At 73.9% G+C, this 16,992-nt stretch carries 23 protein-coding genes; 14 read left to right on the top strand and 9 right to left on the bottom strand.

The annotated features are described in order from the left end of the window. The first annotated feature begins 41 nt into the window (after window positions 1-41). Complete coding sequence (gene ubiA, locus ACFWGZ_RS11600) at window positions 42-914, top strand: 4-hydroxybenzoate octaprenyltransferase (RefSeq protein WP_382451405.1); 873 nt, start codon at window positions 42-44, stop codon at window positions 912-914. A 123-nt stretch (window positions 915-1,037) separates the two neighbouring features. On the opposite strand, the gene ACFWGZ_RS11595 is transcribed toward ubiA, so the two are convergent. After that, complete coding sequence (locus ACFWGZ_RS11595; protein WP_382451404.1) at window positions 1,038-2,219, bottom strand: fumarylacetoacetate hydrolase family protein; 1,182 nt, start codon at window positions 2,217-2,219, stop codon at window positions 1,038-1,040. A gap of 150 nt (window positions 2,220-2,369) precedes the next feature. Between ACFWGZ_RS11595 and ACFWGZ_RS11590 the strand changes: the two genes are divergently transcribed. The 3 genes from ACFWGZ_RS11590 to ACFWGZ_RS11580 all read left to right on the top strand — a co-directional run bounded on the left by ACFWGZ_RS11590 (window position 2,370) and on the right by ACFWGZ_RS11580 (window position 4,634). Then, on the top strand, window positions 2,370-2,786 hold the full coding sequence (locus tag ACFWGZ_RS11590) for a DUF6892 domain-containing protein (protein WP_382451403.1): 417 nt from the start codon (window positions 2,370-2,372) through the stop codon (window positions 2,784-2,786). 200 nt (window positions 2,787-2,986) lie between these two features. Next, window positions 2,987-3,601, top strand: coding sequence for a S1 family peptidase (locus ACFWGZ_RS11585; RefSeq protein WP_382451402.1), 615 nt, complete (start codon window positions 2,987-2,989; stop codon window positions 3,599-3,601). A 40-nt stretch (window positions 3,602-3,641) separates the two neighbouring features. Next, window positions 3,642-4,634 (top strand): hypothetical protein, encoded by a 993-nt coding sequence (locus ACFWGZ_RS11580; protein WP_382451401.1) that lies wholly within the window; start codon window positions 3,642-3,644, stop codon window positions 4,632-4,634. Window positions 4,635-4,683: 49 nt separating this feature from the next. Here ACFWGZ_RS11580 and ACFWGZ_RS11575 read toward each other — a convergent pair whose 3' ends face one another. After that, entirely contained in the window at window positions 4,684-5,298 is a 615-nt protein-coding gene (locus tag ACFWGZ_RS11575; RefSeq protein ID WP_382451400.1) for a DUF4232 domain-containing protein, read from the bottom strand. Between the two features lie 210 nt (window positions 5,299-5,508). Beyond that, window positions 5,509-6,828, bottom strand: coding sequence for a serine/threonine-protein kinase (locus ACFWGZ_RS11570; RefSeq protein WP_382451399.1), 1,320 nt, complete (start codon window positions 6,826-6,828; stop codon window positions 5,509-5,511). A gap of 124 nt (window positions 6,829-6,952) precedes the next feature. Here ACFWGZ_RS11570 and ACFWGZ_RS11565 point away from each other — a divergent pair, with 124 nt between their 5' ends. The 7 genes from ACFWGZ_RS11565 (at window position 6,953) to ACFWGZ_RS11535 (ending at window position 11,099) form a co-directional block, all read left to right on the top strand. Continuing rightward, a complete protein-coding gene (locus tag ACFWGZ_RS11565) occupies window positions 6,953-7,678 on the top strand; it encodes a DUF4232 domain-containing protein (RefSeq protein WP_382451398.1) in 726 nt (241 codons plus the stop codon). An 11-nt stretch (window positions 7,679-7,689) separates the two neighbouring features. After that, complete coding sequence (locus ACFWGZ_RS11560; RefSeq protein WP_382451397.1) at window positions 7,690-8,247, top strand: RNA polymerase sigma factor; 558 nt, start codon at window positions 7,690-7,692, stop codon at window positions 8,245-8,247. A gap of 144 nt (window positions 8,248-8,391) precedes the next feature. After that, the gene (locus ACFWGZ_RS11555) at window positions 8,392-8,703 is read left to right on the top strand and encodes a sigma factor (RefSeq protein WP_382451396.1); all 312 of its coding nucleotides are present in this window, start codon (window positions 8,392-8,394) and stop codon (window positions 8,701-8,703) included. Between the two features lie 81 nt (window positions 8,704-8,784). Beyond that, on the top strand, window positions 8,785-9,501 hold the full coding sequence (locus tag ACFWGZ_RS11550; RefSeq protein ID WP_382451395.1) for a type VII secretion target: 717 nt from the start codon (window positions 8,785-8,787) through the stop codon (window positions 9,499-9,501). A 1-nt stretch (window position 9,502) separates the two neighbouring features. Then, window positions 9,503-10,516: a CHAP domain-containing protein gene (locus tag ACFWGZ_RS11545; protein ID WP_382451394.1), complete on the top strand. Its 1,014-nt coding sequence runs from the start codon at window positions 9,503-9,505 to the stop codon at window positions 10,514-10,516. Further along, a complete protein-coding gene (locus ACFWGZ_RS11540) occupies window positions 10,513-10,794 on the top strand; it encodes a YbaB/EbfC family DNA-binding protein (RefSeq protein ID WP_382451393.1) in 282 nt (93 codons plus the stop codon). The genes ACFWGZ_RS11545 and ACFWGZ_RS11540 overlap by 4 nt, the downstream gene beginning before the upstream one ends. Further along, window positions 10,791-11,099 (top strand): hypothetical protein, encoded by a 309-nt coding sequence (locus ACFWGZ_RS11535; RefSeq protein WP_382451392.1) that lies wholly within the window; start codon window positions 10,791-10,793, stop codon window positions 11,097-11,099. The genes ACFWGZ_RS11540 and ACFWGZ_RS11535 overlap by 4 nt, the downstream gene beginning before the upstream one ends. A 273-nt stretch (window positions 11,100-11,372) precedes the next feature. Here the strand turns inward: ACFWGZ_RS11535 and ACFWGZ_RS11530 are convergent, their stop codons facing one another. After that, window positions 11,373-12,143 (bottom strand): ESX secretion-associated protein EspG, encoded by a 771-nt coding sequence (locus ACFWGZ_RS11530; protein ID WP_382451391.1) that lies wholly within the window; start codon window positions 12,141-12,143, stop codon window positions 11,373-11,375. A 28-nt stretch (window positions 12,144-12,171) separates the two neighbouring features. Here ACFWGZ_RS11530 and ACFWGZ_RS11525 point away from each other — a divergent pair, with 28 nt between their 5' ends. Next, window positions 12,172-12,942, top strand: coding sequence for a helix-turn-helix domain-containing protein (locus ACFWGZ_RS11525; protein WP_382451390.1), 771 nt, complete (start codon window positions 12,172-12,174; stop codon window positions 12,940-12,942). Here the strand turns inward: ACFWGZ_RS11525 and ACFWGZ_RS11520 are convergent. From ACFWGZ_RS11520 to ACFWGZ_RS11500, 5 genes are read right to left on the bottom strand one after another with little or no spacing between them, the layout of a single operon-like run. Continuing rightward, complete coding sequence (locus ACFWGZ_RS11520) at window positions 12,857-13,480, bottom strand: hypothetical protein (protein ID WP_382451389.1); 624 nt, start codon at window positions 13,478-13,480, stop codon at window positions 12,857-12,859. The genes ACFWGZ_RS11525 and ACFWGZ_RS11520 overlap by 86 nt on opposite strands. Continuing rightward, entirely contained in the window at window positions 13,477-14,139 is a 663-nt protein-coding gene (locus ACFWGZ_RS11515; RefSeq protein WP_382451388.1) for a hypothetical protein, read from the bottom strand. The genes ACFWGZ_RS11520 and ACFWGZ_RS11515 overlap by 4 nt, the downstream gene beginning before the upstream one ends. Further along, a complete protein-coding gene (locus tag ACFWGZ_RS11510; RefSeq protein WP_382451387.1) occupies window positions 14,132-14,404 on the bottom strand; it encodes a hypothetical protein in 273 nt (90 codons plus the stop codon). Before ACFWGZ_RS11510 ends, ACFWGZ_RS11515 begins: the two co-directional genes overlap by 8 nt. Continuing rightward, window positions 14,401-15,603 (bottom strand): PPE domain-containing protein, encoded by a 1,203-nt coding sequence (locus ACFWGZ_RS11505; RefSeq protein ID WP_382451386.1) that lies wholly within the window; start codon window positions 15,601-15,603, stop codon window positions 14,401-14,403. Before ACFWGZ_RS11505 ends, ACFWGZ_RS11510 begins: the two co-directional genes overlap by 4 nt. Then, complete coding sequence (locus ACFWGZ_RS11500; protein ID WP_382451385.1) at window positions 15,600-16,040, bottom strand: hypothetical protein; 441 nt, start codon at window positions 16,038-16,040, stop codon at window positions 15,600-15,602. The genes ACFWGZ_RS11505 and ACFWGZ_RS11500 overlap by 4 nt, the downstream gene beginning before the upstream one ends. A 175-nt stretch (window positions 16,041-16,215) precedes the next feature. Here ACFWGZ_RS11500 and ACFWGZ_RS11495 point away from each other — a divergent pair, with 175 nt between their 5' ends. Further along, a complete protein-coding gene (locus tag ACFWGZ_RS11495; RefSeq protein WP_382451384.1) occupies window positions 16,216-16,680 on the top strand; it encodes a TetR/AcrR family transcriptional regulator in 465 nt (154 codons plus the stop codon). 1 nt (window position 16,681) lies between these two features. Then, window positions 16,682-16,992, top strand: a 311-nt coding sequence (locus tag ACFWGZ_RS11490) for a hypothetical protein (RefSeq protein ID WP_382451383.1), incomplete at its 3' end; no start/stop codon positions are given.

Genomic DNA, 16,992 nt, shown 5'->3' with positions numbered 1-16,992 from the left:
GCCGATGCGGCCGATCTTGCCGATGGATCATCATCGACGTGGTGAACACGTGTGAGGCCACCAAGGTGAGCGCCTACGCCCGACTCGTCCGGCTGGACCGCCCGATCGGCATCTGGCTGCTCCTGTGGCCCGTCCTGTGGGCGCTCTGGTTGTCCTCGGACGGCCGGCCCGACCCGCACGTCGTCCTCGTCTTCGTGGCCGGGACGGTGCTGACCCGGTCGGCGGGCTGCGCGGTCAACGACTACGCGGACCGCGGGTTCGACGGGCACGTCCGGCGCACCCGGGACCGTCCGCTGGTGACCGGCGAGGTCCGGCCGGCCGAAGCGCTGGCGGTGGCCGGTGTGCTCGCCGCTGCCGCGTTGGCACTGGTGTCCACATTGGATGGACGAACCGTGGTGCTGGCGCTGGTGGGCGGCCTGCTGTTGCTCACCTACCCGCTGATGAAGCGGTTCTTCCCTTTGCCGCAGCTGTACCTGGGCGTCGCGTTCACGTGGTCGGTGCCGATGGCGTTCTCCGCGCACGGGGCGGGGATGCCGCGGGCGGCCTGGCTGCTGTTCACCGCGGGCCTGCTGTGGACCACGGCCTACGACACGATGTACGCGATGGCCGACCGCGACGACGACCTGCGGATCGGGCTGCGGTCCACGGCGATCCTGTTCGGCTCGGCGGACCGCGCCGTGATCGGGGTGGTGCAAGCCGCGATGGCAGGCGTGCTGGCGTTGGTGGGACTCGAGCTCGGCCTCGGGCCGTGGTACGCGGCGGGCCTGGTGGGCGCGGTGGCCTGCGCCGTGCACCAGCAGCGCCTCATCCGCCACCGCGAGCCGGCGCAGTGCCTGCGGGCGTTCCGGAACAACACCTTCTCGGGACTGGCGGTGTTCGCGGGCATCGCGCTCGACGCGGGCCTGCCCTGGTAGTCCGCGCCGATCCACCGGGACCCGGGCCGGGCTCAGCGGTTGCACGGTCACCCGGATCGCCGTGCCCACCGTCGAGCCCGGTCGCCGGCGACAGCTCCGGCCACCCGCGCCGCAGCTCGGACGCTACGCGCGCGGGTGCAGCAGGCCGCGCGCGGCGAGGTTCTCCATCAGCGCGCTGATGCCGAACGTCCAGTCCGGCGCGTCCTCGGCTGTGTTCACGACGTTCGTCAGCGCGCCCAGCCGCGGCGAGGAGATGCGGACCACGTCCCCGGTCTTGTGCGTGAAACCCTCGCCGGGCTGGTCCCGGTCCTCGGTCGGGGCGAACATCGTGCCGGTGAACAACGCGAAGCCGTCGGGGTAGCGGTGGTGGGAGCCGAAGGCGTGGGACACGAGGTCCTCGAGCTCCCGGCTGATCTCGGACACCGGGTTCACGCCGTGCAGCTCGAACCCGTCCGGCCCGGTGATGTCGAGGGCGATCTCGGCGGCCTTGGCGTCGGCGAGGGTGAACCCCTCGTCGAAGAGCCGCAGGAACGGCCCGATGGCGCAGGAGGCGTTGTTGTCCTTGGCCTCGGTGAGCAGCAGGGCGCTGCGGCCCTCGAAGTCGCGCAGGTTGACGTCGTTGCCGAGCGTCGCGCCGACCGGGGTGCCGCGCGAGTCGACCACCAGGACGAGCTCGGGTTCGGGGTTGTTCCAGGCGGAGCGGGCGAGGACGCCGATGTCGGCGCCCAGCCCCACCGCCGAGAGCACCGGTGCCTTGGTGAAGATCTCCGGGTCCGGCCCGATGCCGACCTCGAGGTACTGCGACCACAGGCCTTCCGCCTGCAGCACCCGCTTCACCTCGGCGGCCTCGGGAGACCCCGGCCTCAGGTTCGAGATGTGGCCCTGGACGATCGCGCCGACCTTGGCGCGCACCTCCTCGGCCCGTGCGGGATCACCGTCGGCCCGTTCCTCGATGACCCGCTCCAGCATGCTGCGCACGAACGTCACGCCGGCGGCTTTGAGCACCTGCAGGTCGACCGGTGCCAGGAACCCGGGGACGGCGCTGCCCGGGTTCGCCGTGGCGGCCAGCACGTCCGCGAGCGGCCACACCGCGCCGCCGGGGTGGTTCCGCACGACCTCGGCCGCGTCCGGCCGCTCCAGCAGGGACGACGTGGTCGGGGTCAGCGGTGACAGGTCGACCACCTCCTCGCCGCGGATCGCCACGACCGAGGGGCCGCCCGCGGAGGGGTCGAAGACCCTCGCGACCAGGGTGGCGTCCGCCGCGTCCCGCGGGAGGACGTCGGCTGCACCGAGTGAGATCCCCATGGATGTCCTTCCTGCTCCTGCCTGCGCTGGAGGACGACGTTGCTGCATGAGCCGGCGCGGGGCAAGGGTGCGTCCTTCGACGACCGGCCGGTGCACGCCGGTTCCGCGCGCCCGGTCTCCGGCGGGGGAGGATTCCTCTAAGCTCCGGGAATGAGTCAGCCGATTTCGTTCACCGACGCCAATTTCAAGCTCGCCGTCGTCCAGGAGCTGATGTACAACCAGGACCTCCTGCCGAGGTTCGAGCTGAGCGCGTACGCCGAAGAGCAGGGCTTCACCTACGACCGCTGGACATTCGAGGCGGTGCCCGAGGCGCTGGCGTACTTCGCGGCGCTCGAGGTCCCCGCCGAGCTCGCGGAGAAGGTCACCGAGATCTACATGGACGGCGGGAACCAGATCTACCTGGAGATCGCGCCGGGCTGGGACGGCGAGGACGGGCTGTTCGACGTGCACGAGTTCGCCGACGTCCGGCACTTCCCCCACCTGAAGTCGATGACGCTGCTCTACACGGGCGACGAGACGGCGCTCGAGGGACTGCGGGCTCGGGGAATCGACGCGAACTGGCTCTGACCGGGCGGACGCGCGTGCTCCCGTCAAGGCGCTAATACTATTTCCCGCCTTCGCGTGTTGACGCCTCGCGTCGATCTGTTGATATCGCGTGGAAAAATAAAAATTATCGTCTGGACGCACTTCTCGGTGACGAGCACTCTGTTCTTCCGCAGTCAGGCGCGCCGCCCCGCCTCGCGCCACGGAACAGCCGAGGAGAACCAATGCGTCGCACCGCCACTCTCGTGGCCGCCGCGCCGGCGGCCGGTCTCGCGCTGAGCGCGCCGGCCGCCCACGCCGAGCCGGGGCGGCTCGCCGAGGTGCTGCGAGCACGGCTCGGTGCCGCGAGTGCCGGGTCCTACGTCGACGAGAGCGGGCGGCTCGTCGTCACGGTGACCGGTGCGGCCGCCGCGAAGACCATCACCGCGGCCGGGGCGCGCGCGAAGGTCGTCCGGCACAGCGCCGCGACCCTCGCCGCCGGCGACGTCAGCCGGCCCGGCGAGGTCGACCCCCACGACGGCACGCGCCGCGACATCGCCCGCGCCGGCACGCCGGTGGCCGGGCAGATCGTCGGCCGCGGCGGCAGCACCACCGGGTTCCACCGGGGCGAGGTCACCGGCCTGGACGTCACCGTGAACCACGTCGACGGCACCACCGCGACCGGCATGATCGGCACGACGGCACGCGTGCAGGGCGGCGACAGCGGCGGGCCGCTCTTCGCCGGCGACACCGCGCTCGGCCTGACCTGCGGCGGCAGCGGTGACCGCACCAGCGGCGGCCGGTCCTTCCACCAGCCCGTCACCGAGGCCCTGCGGGCCTGCGGCATGACGATCCACTGACCGTCCACAGAGGAATTCCCCAGCGCTGAGGAGCATTCCCATGACAGTGAACCGTCGCCGGCTGCTGCTCGGCGGTGCCGCCCTGCTGGCCGGAACGTCCGCGACGGCGGGAGCGGCCGGCACCGCCACCGCCGCTCCGGCCGGGTTCCCGGACTACCGGTACACGAGGCTCGCCCTGGTGAAGAGCAAGCTGCGCTACAACCCGACCGGTGAGCTGATCTTCCCGACCATCCGCGGCACCAGGGACCGGATCGCGGGTGCGCGGGCCGCCTACTACCTCTACTACGCGCCGCACGACGCGCCCGGCGGGATCTGCCTGGCGTACGCGAACTCGCTCGACGAGGAGTTCACGGAGTACCCGGGCAACCCGATCATCTCGCGGAGCTGGCCCGGCGAGTACAGCGTCTCGCACGTGTCCTCGCCGCACGCGATGTGGAACGACGACGTGAAGCGCATGTACCTGTACTTCCACGGCGAGAACACGGTGACCCGGCTGGCGAGCTCCGCCAACGGCATCGACTTCACCTACGAGAAGGAGGTCCTGTCCACCCGGCTGCAACCGGCGGGGACCACGGAGACCTCGTACGCCAGGGTGTTCCGGCACGACCTGACCTCGCGCGGCGCCCGGTACGTGATGGTGTTCATGCTCAACAACCAGAGCAACCGGCGCGACATCGGCTGGGGCTGGTCGGCGAACGCCCGCGACTGGACGTTCTCGCAGACGCCGCTGATCCGGCACCAGGACGTCGGCGCGGTCAACGTCGGCGGGCCGCACCTGTTGTTCCGCAATGACAGCGTCTACGTCGTCTACAACACCGACATCGGCAGCGGTGGCAACATCCTCGTCACCGAGGTGGGGCGTGACTTCTCACTGCGCCGGCACCTGGGCGTCTTCCACGACTCGCTGTCCGGCTCACCGGACAACGGCAGGTCGGCGGCCCCGTCGTTCGGCACCTACCAGGGCCGCGAGTACATGATCTACGAGGCGGGGGACCGGCTGGCGGGCAACATCGCCATCGCCCGAGCGGTCTGACCGCCCGCGGTGCCCCGCCGTCCGATGTGGACGGCGGAGCACCCGCGCGTCAGGACTGAACGGGTCCGACGGAGAGAAGCGACCTGTCGGCGGCCGAGCAGGCCTGCTGCTCCTTCGGCAGGAACATGGCCGCGGTCTCACCCGGCGGGTAGATCCGCAGGCCGCGGACGTCGGCCGGGGCGCACTGGGCCGGGTCGTAGACGCCCGCGTTCGTGATCGTCAGGTGGCTCGAGGCGCTCGCACCAGGCGCCAGCGTCACCGAGGCCGGGGTGCCGTCCTCCTTGGTCGCGGGCGCGCCGACCTGCGTGCCGCTGTCGCCGGTCACGAAGGAGACGCCGGGGAACCCGAACAGCGTGCACGGCGCCGCGCCCTTGTTCGTGAACGCGAGCAGGTACCGGGACTTGTTCATGCCGCCCCCGCCCTCCTCCGGGGTGAGGCCGAGGCCGAGGTCGGCCGACTTGCAGGCGGCGGGACCACTCGCGGTGTTCTGCGGTGTCTGCTGCGCGGCCTGGGTGTCCGGCGCGACCGGGGAGGGGGCGGTCGAGGCGGACGACGAGGCGGAGGGGGCGGGCGAGGCGGTGCCCCCGCTCTGGCCCGCGCAGCCGCCGAGCAGGGCGGCGGCGGCCACGGCGGCGGCGACTGCGGTGGTGCGGGTGGTCTGCATGGGTGAGCTCCTTGCCTGTTCTCCTCGGCCGGGACCGGCACCGCGCTCACCGGGGTGACGGCCGCGGCACCTGCTCCTCGCGTCTCGCGCCACCGATCCCGCTCCACCAGGAGGTGCCCCGGCTGCCATTCGCCGCACACCTTTCTTGAAAATCGTCACAACCGGCCAACTCCCGCCCGCAAAAGTGGCCGGAAACCGTCGCGGGTCATCTCATTTGGCGCGCATTGCGGTCAGCAACCGTTGAACATCGCGGTGCTCGCCCCGGACCTGCACGACGAGAACGGGGGCGTCCGGGCCCGTGCCGGTCAGGACGGCCTCGCCGAGACCGGGACCGGAGCACCGCTGCCAGTACCGGAGCTCCCCGGAGAAGTCCGGCGAGGTGAAGCGGGTCTGCTCGGGACTCCCGCAGCCGGTCGGAGGGGACTGCCACCGCCACTGTCCGGCCTGGTCCCGGCCGATGCGGCCGACGAACACCCCTGGCGCGGCCACGGCGAGGTCGTGGAAGCGGCCGAGGTCCGGCGCCGCCTCGACCGCGGGCTCCCGGTCCGCGCCCCCGGGGTCCCAGCCGCCGAGCCGGACCTGCCTGCTCCAGGACGCGGGCACGGTGACGCTCAGCGCGCCGTCGGCCGACGTGACGGTCTTCTCGGCGGCGCCCGGCACGCCGTCGGCGGCCGCGAGGGCCAGCACGAGGGCCACCGGCGGCAGCACCAGTGCCGCTCGGGCCCTGCGGGACCGGCCGCGGCCTGCCGCGGACCGGTCGACGGCCGCCCCGAACGCCTCGGCGCTCGGCCACCGGTCCGCCGCCAGGGGTGCCATCGCGCGGCCGACCACCGCACCCAGCCCGGCGGGCAGGGACCGCAGGCTCCGCGGGCCGGGTGGCTGCTCCGGCGGGTTCGCGCCGGTCAGCAGCCGGTAGGCGAGGGCGCCGAGGGCGTAGACGTCGGACCGGGGGCCGATGCCGCCCCCGAGGCGGCGCTGCTCGGGGGCGGCGTACCCGGACGATCCGGCCGCCACGGTGAAACCGGAGCCGTCGGCCAGCGACTTCCCGAGGCCCAGGTCGGCGACCACCGCGACCTCGCGCCGCGCCTCGGTGTCCCAGCGCAGCAGCACGTTCGACGGCTTGAGGTCGCGATGGACGACCCCGGTCCGGTGCAGCGCCGCCACACCGGCGGTGACCTGGCGCAGCACGTCGAGTGCCTCGGCGAGGGGCATCGGCGTGCCCGCGGCGCGGTCCTCCAGGGTGCCGCGGTCGGCCAGCTCCATGGCGAAGTACGGGCGTCCGGCGTCCGAGACCGCCAGGTCGTAGACGCGCACGACGTGCGGGGACGAGACCCGGCGCAGCATCCGGACCTCGTCGAGGAACCGCGCGCGGATCTCGGGGACCGCGGTCCAGTTGTCGGCGAGCACCTTGACCGCGACCGCGGTGTCCAGCACGGTGTCGCGAGCCGTCCACACCGAGGCGAACCCGCCGACGCCCAGCAGCCCCTCCAGGTGGAAGCGGTCGTGCACGGAAGGCCGGGCGGTGCTCATGCCGCCAGCATCGCAGCACCGCGCACGCCGTGCTTTTCCGCGTGCGCCGCGCAATTCCGATGCGGCGGAAACAGGCTGGTACGGTCGAAGTGCGGAGTGCGGCCGACAATCGCGAGGACGGGAAATGCGCGTGTCCGGAATGCGGTTCTGGGCGCCGCTCGCCGGAGTCGCCGCGGTGGTCGTCGCGGTGGTCGCTCTGGCGCTGGTGGCGGTGCCGCCCGCGCAACCCTCCACCGTGCTGGCCGGCGACCCGTCACCGCTGGCCCTGGCGCCCGCCCCGGCCTCGCCGACGCCGGCCTCGCCGGTCCCGGCGCCCTCGTCGTCCACTGTCGCGCCGTCCTCCTCGCCGGTGCCGCCGACCTCCGGTGCGGTCCCGCCGAGTTCCCCCTCGGCCACCGCGCCGCCGGTCGCCTCTGTGTTGCCGTGCCGCACGCGGGAGCTCAGCGGGCGGCTCGAGTTCCCGCCGGGGCGGTTCAACGCCGCGGGCCACCACGGCTTCCTCGTCCTGCTCACCAACTCCGGCACGGCACCGTGCTCGGTGCTCGGGTTCGGCACCTACGCGCTGCTCGACGGCACCGGCCGGACGATGAGCGCGGTGCAGCACAACACCGTCTGGTCCACCATGGACACCGCGGTGCTGGCGCCGGGGAAACCGGCCTACGCCAGGGTGTCCTACACCTCCGTCGCGACCGGGGACGAACCGGAGACCGGACCGTGCCGGCCTCCGTCGGGCGGGCTGCGCGTCAGTCCGCCGGGCGACGTGGACCACCTCGACCTGCCCCTGCAACTGACCGTGTGCGACCACGGCCGCCTCGACGTCACGCAGTTCGCGGCGTCCGACGTCTTCTGAACGGGGAGCACGTGCTCGCACCGGAGAAGGACCTCGACGCGCTCGCCGCCGCGGCGGGCCGGGGTGACGCGGCCGCGCTGAACGACCTGCTGACACGGGTGCGCCCCGGGGTGCTGCGGACCTGCGGGCGGTTCCTCGACCGGCCGGAGGACGTGGAGGACGCCGCGCAGGAGGCGCTGCTGCGCGTGGCCGCGACGCTGGAAGCGAAGCCCGCCGGGGACACCTTCCGCGGCTGGAGCTACGGCGTGGTCGTGACCGTGGCGCGGCAGCGGTTCCGGCAGGTGCGCAGGGACGAGGCCGCGGTACCGCCGCGGGAGCCCGGCGACCTCGTGGACCCCCGGCGCACCAGCGTGATCGCCGGGTCGCGCCTGGACCTGCTGGACGCGCTGGAACGGCTGCACCTGCGCCACCCGCACCTGGCGGAGGCCCTGGTCCACCGGGACGTCTGCAAGCTCGCCCACGCCGAGATCGCCGAGGTGCTGGGCGTGCCGGTGAGCACGGTGAAGTCGCGCATCCACGACGCGCGCAGGCTGATGAGGGCGGAACTGGGCGACGCGCCGCTCGCGTGAGCCGCCACCGCGGAAATCATCGATCGGCTATGAGTTTGACCAGGGCGGCCGGACGGGTAGCCGGGTGGGTCACGACTCGCAACCGAGGTCGTGCACGCGGCGAAGGGGAACGTTGTGCGGATCCGGGATCGGAAGCAGACGGTCGTGTCCCTGCGAGCCGGCGAGCAGGAAGGCCTCGACGACCTGCTGCTGCGGGTCGCCGGCCGCGACGAGGAGGCCTTCGGGCGCCTGTACGACTCCGTCGGGGCCTCGGTGTTCGGCCTGGTCCGCCGGGTGGTGTCCGACCAGGCGCGCACGGAGGCGGTGTTCCAGGAGGTCATGCTCGAGGTCTGGCGGACCGCCGGCGGGTTCGACCCCAGGCGCGCGCGGGCCGCGACCTGGATCCTCGCGACGACCCACCGGTACGCGGTCGAGAGGGCACGGCCCCTGCCGCTGGGCGGCGCGCTCGCCTCCTGAGGCTGGTCCCGCCGCGCAGCGCTGCTGTCCCAGCGCGCAACGCCGATGTCGCGGCGACCGGCGACCGGTCAGGCTGACCTCATGAGCAGGTTGAGCCCCGAGCAGATCGCCCAGCACGCCCGCGCCGCCGGGTTCGAAGGCCAGGGCCTCACGATCGCGGTCGCCGTCGCCCTCGCCGAGTCCGGCGGGGACCCGCGAGCGCACAACGCCAGGCCGCCGGACGACTCCTACGGCCTCTGGCAGATCAACATGCTCGGCGCGATGGGTCCCGAGCGGCGCCGGCAGCACGGACTCGACTCCAACCGCGAGCTGTTCGACTCGCGCGTCAACGCCGAGGTTGCCAACGCGCTGTCGCAGGACGGCAAGTCGTGGACTCCCTGGTCCACCTACACCAACGGCGCCTACCGCAAGTACCTCGATGTCGCGCGCCGGGCCGCCCAGGGCACCAAGGCCGCACCTGCGTCCCCGCCGGGTGGCGGGCGGGGGAGCGGCGGGTTCGCCGTGGACCCGGCGGCGCTCGACCGGTACGTCAAGCAGGGCCGGGACATCGCGGACGACCTCACGGCCATCGGCACCCGGCACGTGCGGGAGGTCCGGGAGATCGCCGGCAGCGGCTTCGGGCGGATCGGCGAGCACACCGGGTTCGCCTCGGCGCTCGAGACCTTCGGGGCCGCGCTGCACCGGCAGGTCACCGGCGTCGGCCGCAACGCGGACCGGCTGGCGCGCTCCGCCGGGCGCATGGCGCACACCTACCGCGCGCAGGACGACGCGACCGCCGACGACTTCAAGCGAGGATGACGTGGACCCACGAGCGATCGCCCGCCAGTTCGCCGAACGGATGATCGGGCACCGCAACGCGCTGGCGGGGAAGGCCGACGACGCGATGCGCGTCCAGTTCGCGCTGCACCAGGCGGGCGGCGCGCTGCAGGACCAGCGCGACGCCGTGCGCAAAGCCGCCGGCACCGCGCTCGACCAGTGGCGGGGCGCGAACTCCGAGCAGTTCGAACGGCGCTCCGACCGGCTCGCGAAGCAGATCGGGACGACCGCGACGATCAGCACCGAGGCCGAGAAGGTGGTGGCCGGGGCGACCAGTGCGCTGGTCACCGGGCACGCGGCCGCGCAACGCCTGGTCGACGAGTACGTCACCAGGGCCGCCGCACTGCTGCAGGCGGGCGTGGCGAGCGGGTCGCAGGCCGCGCTGATGAAGGCGGTCGCCGCCGCGGCCGACCTCGAACCCCGCTACACCCGCGAGTCGGTGCGCACCGTGCGGCAGGTCAAGGCCGAGCTGGAGGAGGCCAAGCGCAAGCTGCGGGCGCTGGAGAAGGAGATCGAGGGCGACAGGATCGCCGACCCCCGCACCGCCCGTGGCGGCGCGACCAAGCCGTCCGGCGCGAAGGCGAGCAAGATCGTGTCCGCCGCGCGCGGCGAGATCGGCACGCGCGAGAGTCCACCCGGGAGCAACCGGAACCCCTACGGGCCCAGGACGTTCTGGTGTTCGTCGTTCGCCACGGCGATGTGGCGCAAGGCCGGGGTGGACATCCCGGTCCTGCCCTTCACCGGCGACGTCTACCGCTGGGGGCAGCGGCACGGCAAGGCCTACGGCAACGGCGACCTGAGGAAGAACGTGCGGCCCGGCGACGTGCTGCTGTTCGGCACCGGCCCGCAGAGCCCGGCCACCAGCAAGCACATCGGCATCGTCGAGAAGGTCGACGGCGACACCGTCACGCTGATCGAGGGCAACTCCGGCGACCAGGTGCGCCGCAACACCCACCAGCTCAGCGGCACGAAGTTCTACGGAGGGGTGCACCCGTGACCACCGGAAAAGCCCAGCACGCCACGGGAATCGCGATCGAGGTCGGCGTGGGCGGCGGCCTGCGCGCCCTGACCCTCACCGAGCGGTCGATGCGCCTCGGCCGCGCCGCGCTGGCCGACGAGATCCTCACCCTGGTGCGGATCGCCACCGCGCGGGCCAACGAACGGGCCCGGCACCTGCTCGGCGACGAGCACCTGGAGACGCTCGGCCTGCCCGTCGCCGCCGAGCTCACCGAGGAGATCGAGTCCACCACACCCGAGAGCTGGATGGTCCGATGACACCCGAACCCCGGTCCCTCGACGACGAACTGGCCGAGGACGAGGACCGCGCACCCCTCGGCCTGCGCGCCGCGCTGGACGCGATCACCCGCACCGCGCGCGAGGACGACGTCGCGGTGACGGTCGACCTGCACGGCAAGCTCGTCGGCCTCGAACTCGGCCCGCGCGCGATGGAGCTGAGGCCCGTCGCGCTGGCCGAGTGCCTGAGCCGGCTCACCGCCTACGCCGCCGAGGACGCGCTGGCGGCGGGCGCCGAGGTGCTGGCGGTCGTGCTGGAGGAGCCGGTCGCGCTGCCGGTGGCCTGAGCTGGCGGCCGCGGTGTTGGCCGGGTTGGGTGCTGCGGCGACCGGGGCGCTCGGCGGTGGTGCTTGGCGTGGGTGCGGCTGGCCGGGCCGCTTGCTGGGGCGGGTGGTGCCCGCCGTGGGCGCCGCTGGGCGGGTCGGGCCGGTGGCCCCGCTGGGCCGCTGGTCGGTGGCGTTGGCCGGGTCGCACGCGCCACCGGCGGCCCGACCTGCTGCGCCGCCCGACCTGCCGCGCCGACCCGCCGCCACCCAGCCCCTTCACCCCTCGCGGGCGGCCTACTGCGCCGCCGCCACCAGGTCGGTGAGGCGGCGCGCGAACCAGACCTGGTCCGCGGGGACCACCCGGACCCACTGCTCGTCGCGGACCTGCTCGGTCGTGACGGCGTACCGGCCCGCGGTCGTGTCGGACCAGGTGAGCACCGGCGACCGGCCGCGGGCCCCGGTCACGGCCAGCTGGCCCGCGCCCAGCCTGCCCGCCTCCGCGATGGTCACCAGCGGGCGCGTCGCGCTGCCCCGCACGCCGGCGTCGGCCAGCGCTCGTTCCAGACCGCTGTAGCCGCTGTCCGCGTAGCCCCGCAGCGCCGCCGAGTACGCCGCGCGCGGCAGCAGCACCTGCTCGCCGGGACCGGCGGGACTGTCGCCGAGCAGCCGCACCACCGCGCGCACCAGGCCGTCCGCCGGGAAGGGTTCGAGGGCCAGTTCGTCGGAGTTCAGCACGGCCAGCACACCCCGGCTGCCGCGCACCGCGGCGAGCACGCGCCACGGCTGGTCACCGAACACCAGCGCGTCGACGGACACCGTGTGGTGGTGCAGCATCCCGAGCAGTTCCTCCAGCTCGGGGTCGACGTCGGAGTCCAGGACCAGGCCGGCGCGCGCCAGCGACGCGAACACCTCCGTGCCCAGCTCGTCGCGCTCGTCCTCGGTCGCGCCGTGCGACGGCACGTCGAGCGCCAGGGGCAGGTCGCCGAAGCCGAGGTCCTCCCACACCAGGTCGAACTCGACGTGGGACAGGACGACCGCCCCGGTCTCCGGTGAACGCCGTGCCATCGATACTCCCGTGGTTAATCTTGTCCGCGTGCAGCGGGACGCGGAGGTCGTGAGCGGGGTGCTGGTCGTGCGCGCGTCCGGTGCGGCCGCGGCCAGGGCCGCCCTCACCGGGGCGCCGGCCACGCCCGAGTCGGTCCAGGTGCTGATGCGGTGCCCGGTCCACCGGTCGGTGCCCGAGAACACCCACGTGTTCGGCGACTGCTCGCTGCACGTGCTGCCCGTCGGCACGATCATGCTGACCGTGCCGGAGTCGAGGCTGTCGACGGGGTTCACCGACCTGCGCCGGCTCATGTTCCAGCCCGTGCAGGTCGGCGACGGCCTGCGCGCCGCGTTCTCGAGCGCGGTCGGGCACGTCCTCGCCGCGCGGGACGTGCTGGACCCGGTCGGCGTGGCGCACCACCTGGTCGGGCTGGCGGAGATGGTGCTGCGCAGCGCGTTGCGCGAGGAGCTGGAACGCGCCGACATCACCACCGGGCACCGGCGCGCCGCGCTCGAGCACATCCGCGCGCACCTCGGCGAGGCGTCCCTCACCCCCGGCGAGGTCGCCAAGGCGCTGAACATCTCGCTGCGCCGGCTCTACCAGGTGTTCGAGGGCGAGCCGAACGTCGCCGAGCGCATCAAGATGCTGCGCATCGACCGCGCGAAGGCGCTGCTGGCCGACCCGGCGCGGGCCGACCGCGGCGTCGGCGAGATCTCCCGCGACTGCGGGTTCGTCAGTGCGACGCACTTCTCCCGGGCCTTCCGCGCGCTGGTGGGGCAGCCGCCGACCGAGTACCGGCGGCAAGCCCTGCCCCGGTGAGGTGCGGGCCGGTGAACTCCACGCCGTTGACGAACCGGCCGGCGATCCCGGCCAGTTCCAGCCACCCGCGTCCGGTGGGGGAGTGCAGGGTGAACACGGCGATCCGCGGGCGGGCGGGATCGGGCACGACGATCTGCAGCTGCGCCCCGACCCCGGTCGCCGGCACCCGCTCGACGATCACCGCCGGGTAACCCCGCGCCGTCTGGCCGCTGGTCAGCTCCGTGATGCCGGGGCCACCGGCGTCGGCGAGGTGGAAGCACAGCTCCCGCGCGGCCTCGGGCGTCAGCACGCGTTCGACCGCGACCAGACCCGCCACCAGCACGGCCGGGTCGGCGTCGGGGTGCTCGACGACCGCCACGACCCCGGCGTCGTGGCGTTGCGCCAGCTCGGCGGCCTGAGCGGCCGCGATCTCGAGGCCGGGGTCGCGCGCCCGGTCCGGGCCGCGCAGCCGCCGCAGCACCGACAGCAGCTCGGCGGAGGTCGCTTCGGCGGAGCCGACGGACACCGGGAGGACGCCCCGTACCGGAGTGAGTCTCACCGATCACCGAGTGCCGAGACGAAGGCGGCCGCTGCACCGGGGGGTGCGCTGGAGGCGCGCGCGGGGGTGAGCAGCACCCCGGAGAGCTGGCTGCCCAGCGCGGAGTACGAGGTCAGCGCCTGCACGACGCCGCCGAACAGCTCGTCGCGGCTCGGGACGGCCTCGGTCCCGCCGGAGAGGAGGTGGCGCAGCCGGTCCGCCACCCGCCGGGCCGCGCTGCGGTGGTCGGCCTCCAGGTCCCGCGCCGCCGCCAGCACGCCGTCGAGCTCGCGGCGCAGCTCCTCCAGCCGCGCCGTCGCGGCCACGTGGTCCGGACCGCCGCGGAACGACGCCTGCACCACGTCGTTGTCCGCGTCCTCGGCCGCGCCGCGCAACGACCGCGCACGCCGGTCCAGTTCCTCTGCCCTGCGCTGGTTCGCCAGCACCGTCCCCGCCCAGTCGTCCAAGGTGCCGGCGGCCGTGCCCAGCGTGCGCCGCGCCGTCTCCAGGTCGTCGCGCAGACCGGCCAGCCGTGCCGCGAACGCGTCGGCCGCGGCCCCCTCCCAGCCCGCCGGCGGGGCCGGGAGCTCGACCAGGTGCCGGCACCGCGCGCTCGCCGCGGCGACGGCTCCCGCGTCGCCCGGCGCCGGGTCGAAGCCGAGACCGCGGTAGTCAGCCATGGCGCAGCTCGTCGGCGTCGCGGTAGGCGGTTCCGGCCGACCGGAGCTCGCCGGCGGCGTCTCCGACGGCGGTGCGGAGCGCGGCCAGCCGCTCCTCCCACGAGCGCAGCAGCTCGTCCGCGGCCTCCGTGACGCCCGGCCCCAGGTCTGCGCCGGAGCCCGTGCCGAGCGCCGCGACCACCTCGGCGAGCGCGTCGCCCGCGTCGTCCAGCCGTGCCGCCGTCACCTCGACGGCGGCCAGGTCGACGACGTAGCCGTCCCTCATTCGCCCAGCACCGGCGGCACCCCCGGCGGGATGTCGTCCAGGAAGTCCGTCCGCCCCGCGTACCGGTTGGTGTGCCGGCCGTCCTCCTCGCCCTTGGCGCCGGCTGCGGGCGGCGCCATGCCGTACCCGCCCGCCGCGGAACCGCCCGCGGGACCACGCCCGCCCTGACCCGCCGCGGTGCCGCCGGCCTGCTGGCCGAGCACCCCCGCGGCACCGCCCGGTACTCCGGGGCCGGTCGCGCCCAGCACGCCCGGAGAGGTCCCGCCCGGCGTCACCGCGGTGGTGCCGTGGAATCCGCCGCCCGTCCCGCCGCCGCCCACTGCGCCGAACGCCGTCGCGCCGGCCCCCACGCCCGAGGGGCCGAACGAGGCCACCGACGTGCGGTCGTCGATCTCGGCGGCCGGCGGGCGCACCTCCGGCACCGGCACCGGCTGCGGTGGCCGCGGCGTCTGCTCCGGTGTGCGCTCGGGCGGCAGCGGAACGGGCGGCGGCGGTGGCGGGGGAGGGGACACGGGCGCCGGCGGCTGCGTGACCTCCGGTGCCGTGTCGAACGTTGGGAGGGTGCTGCGGGTGTTGCGGCTCTCGCTCTCGTAGACCTGCATGACCGCCACGGCCTCCGCCTTGGCGTTGCGGGCCTCGGCCTTGGTCGGCATGTGGTCGTCGGTCAGCTGTTCCAGCAGGTTCAAGCCCTGCGGGCCGTCGAGCACCGCGACGTCGTAGCCGTCCCGGAAGTGCTTCTCGGCCCAGTAGTGCACGGGTTCGGGCAGTCGCCGCTTCGTCTCCTGCAGCACCGACGTGTAGTTCTCGAGGCCGCGTGCGACCCGTTCGGAGGAGTCGCCGACGGTCTCACCCCACGAGGTCAGCACCGCGGCCGCCTGCGTGGCGAGCTCCGCCGACGGCCCGCGCCAGGACGAGGTGAGCCGGTTGACGACGTCCTGCACGGAGCGGGACGTGCCGCGCAGCCGGGGCGCGAGCTGCTGCCACTCGCTGCTGCGCACGGACATCCCCGGCACGTCCGCCGCGTGGACCATGTCCCACATCTGCTGGTGGGTGTAGGCGTCCCAGCGGATGGTGCCGGAGTCGAACGCGTCCTCGTGCCGGTTGCGGCGGCGTTGCGCGCGCAGCCGCCGCTCCCGCCGGGCCTGCCGCCTGGACTGCTTGTGCTCCTCGGAGTAGTAGCCCCTGTCGCGCCCGCTCATGCCCGCCCCTCGAACGTCGCCGCCGTGCTCTCGTCCACGTCCACGTGCGTCTTCTTCACCGTCTCCAGCGCCTGGATCACCAGGTCGAGCTGCTGCACGTAGGAGGTCAGCGAGGCCCGGACACCGCCCTCGGTGTCGCGGGCGCGCAACCCGAACGCCTTGCGCATGTGCAGCGCCACCGGCCCCGTGCCGTCGGTGAGCGGCGTCGCGAGGACGGCGCTGTCGGCCAGGTGGCCCGCCAGCTCGTCGCGCCGGCGGCGCAGCAGCCCGATCGCCTGGTCGAAGTCGCCGGGATCGATCGCGATGCTGTCCGCGCTCGTCGTCGGGATGCCCACCAGGCCGGTGCCGGTCACCGGACCCACGACCTCGAGGACGCCCTCGTCCCGGAAGGACTTCTTCAAGCGCTCGGCCTCGTCCACGTTGTCCACCCTGACCACGGGCGCACTCCCCTTGTTCGTGTTTCGACGGCTCAGCGCACATAGTGACCGGATACGGCCATTAGATCCAGTACCCGCTGCGTGGATCGGCACGAACGGTGCGTCCGCGGGCAAGCCGCGTTTTCGGGAACGGTTGTTCTTGACTGATCGTTCCCGAAAACGCTAGGGTTGTCGCATGGGACGACGGAGGTCATTCGACGTGGACGAGGCCGTGGAGGCGGCGGCGGAGCTGTTCGCCCGCCGCGCCTACGACGGCGTCTCGATCGACGACCTGGTCACGCACCTCGGAGTGCACCGCAACAGCCTCTACGGCGTGTTCGGCAGCAAGCGCGGTCTCTACCTGGCGGCGCTGCGCCACCACGTCGACCGCGACGTCCGGCCGTGGCTGGCGGAGCCGGCCGGGGAGCCCGCCTGGGACCTGCTGCTGGTCGCCGCGGTGGACCGGGCGCCGGACGACCCCGAGGTCGCGGACCTCGTGGCGGCGGTGCTCGCCGAGGTCGACGCGGCGACGGGGGACCCCCGCGCCACCGAGGCGCTGGTGGGGCAGTGGCTGCGGCGGCGGGCGGCGACCTCGCGCGAGCAGACCGGCGTCCCTCCACTCGACGACGCGCCGGAACCGGCGCAGGGCAGGGAGAACTGACATGGCCGTGATCAGCGTGCAGGGACAGGACCTCGTGGTGGAGATGGAGGGGATGGACAAGCTGTGGGCGTTGAAGAGCCGGCTGACGATCCCGCTGGCGCACGTGCGGGGCGCCACGGTGGACCCCGGCATCCTCGGTGAGCCGAAGGGGCTCCGGGCGCCCGGCACGCACGTGCCCGGCGTGATCACCGCGGGCACGTTCCACCAGGACGGCGAGAAGGTCTTCTGGGCCGTGCGCGACGCGCGGAAGGCCGTGGTCGTGGAGCTGAGCGACGAGCGGTACACGCGGCTCGTCGTCGAGGTCGACGAGCC

This window comes from Lentzea sp. NPDC060358, assembly GCF_042725365.1.
Lineage (GTDB): Bacteria > Actinomycetota > Actinomycetes > Mycobacteriales > Pseudonocardiaceae > Lentzea.
This window is presented reverse-complemented; position numbering and strand designations above follow the sequence as displayed.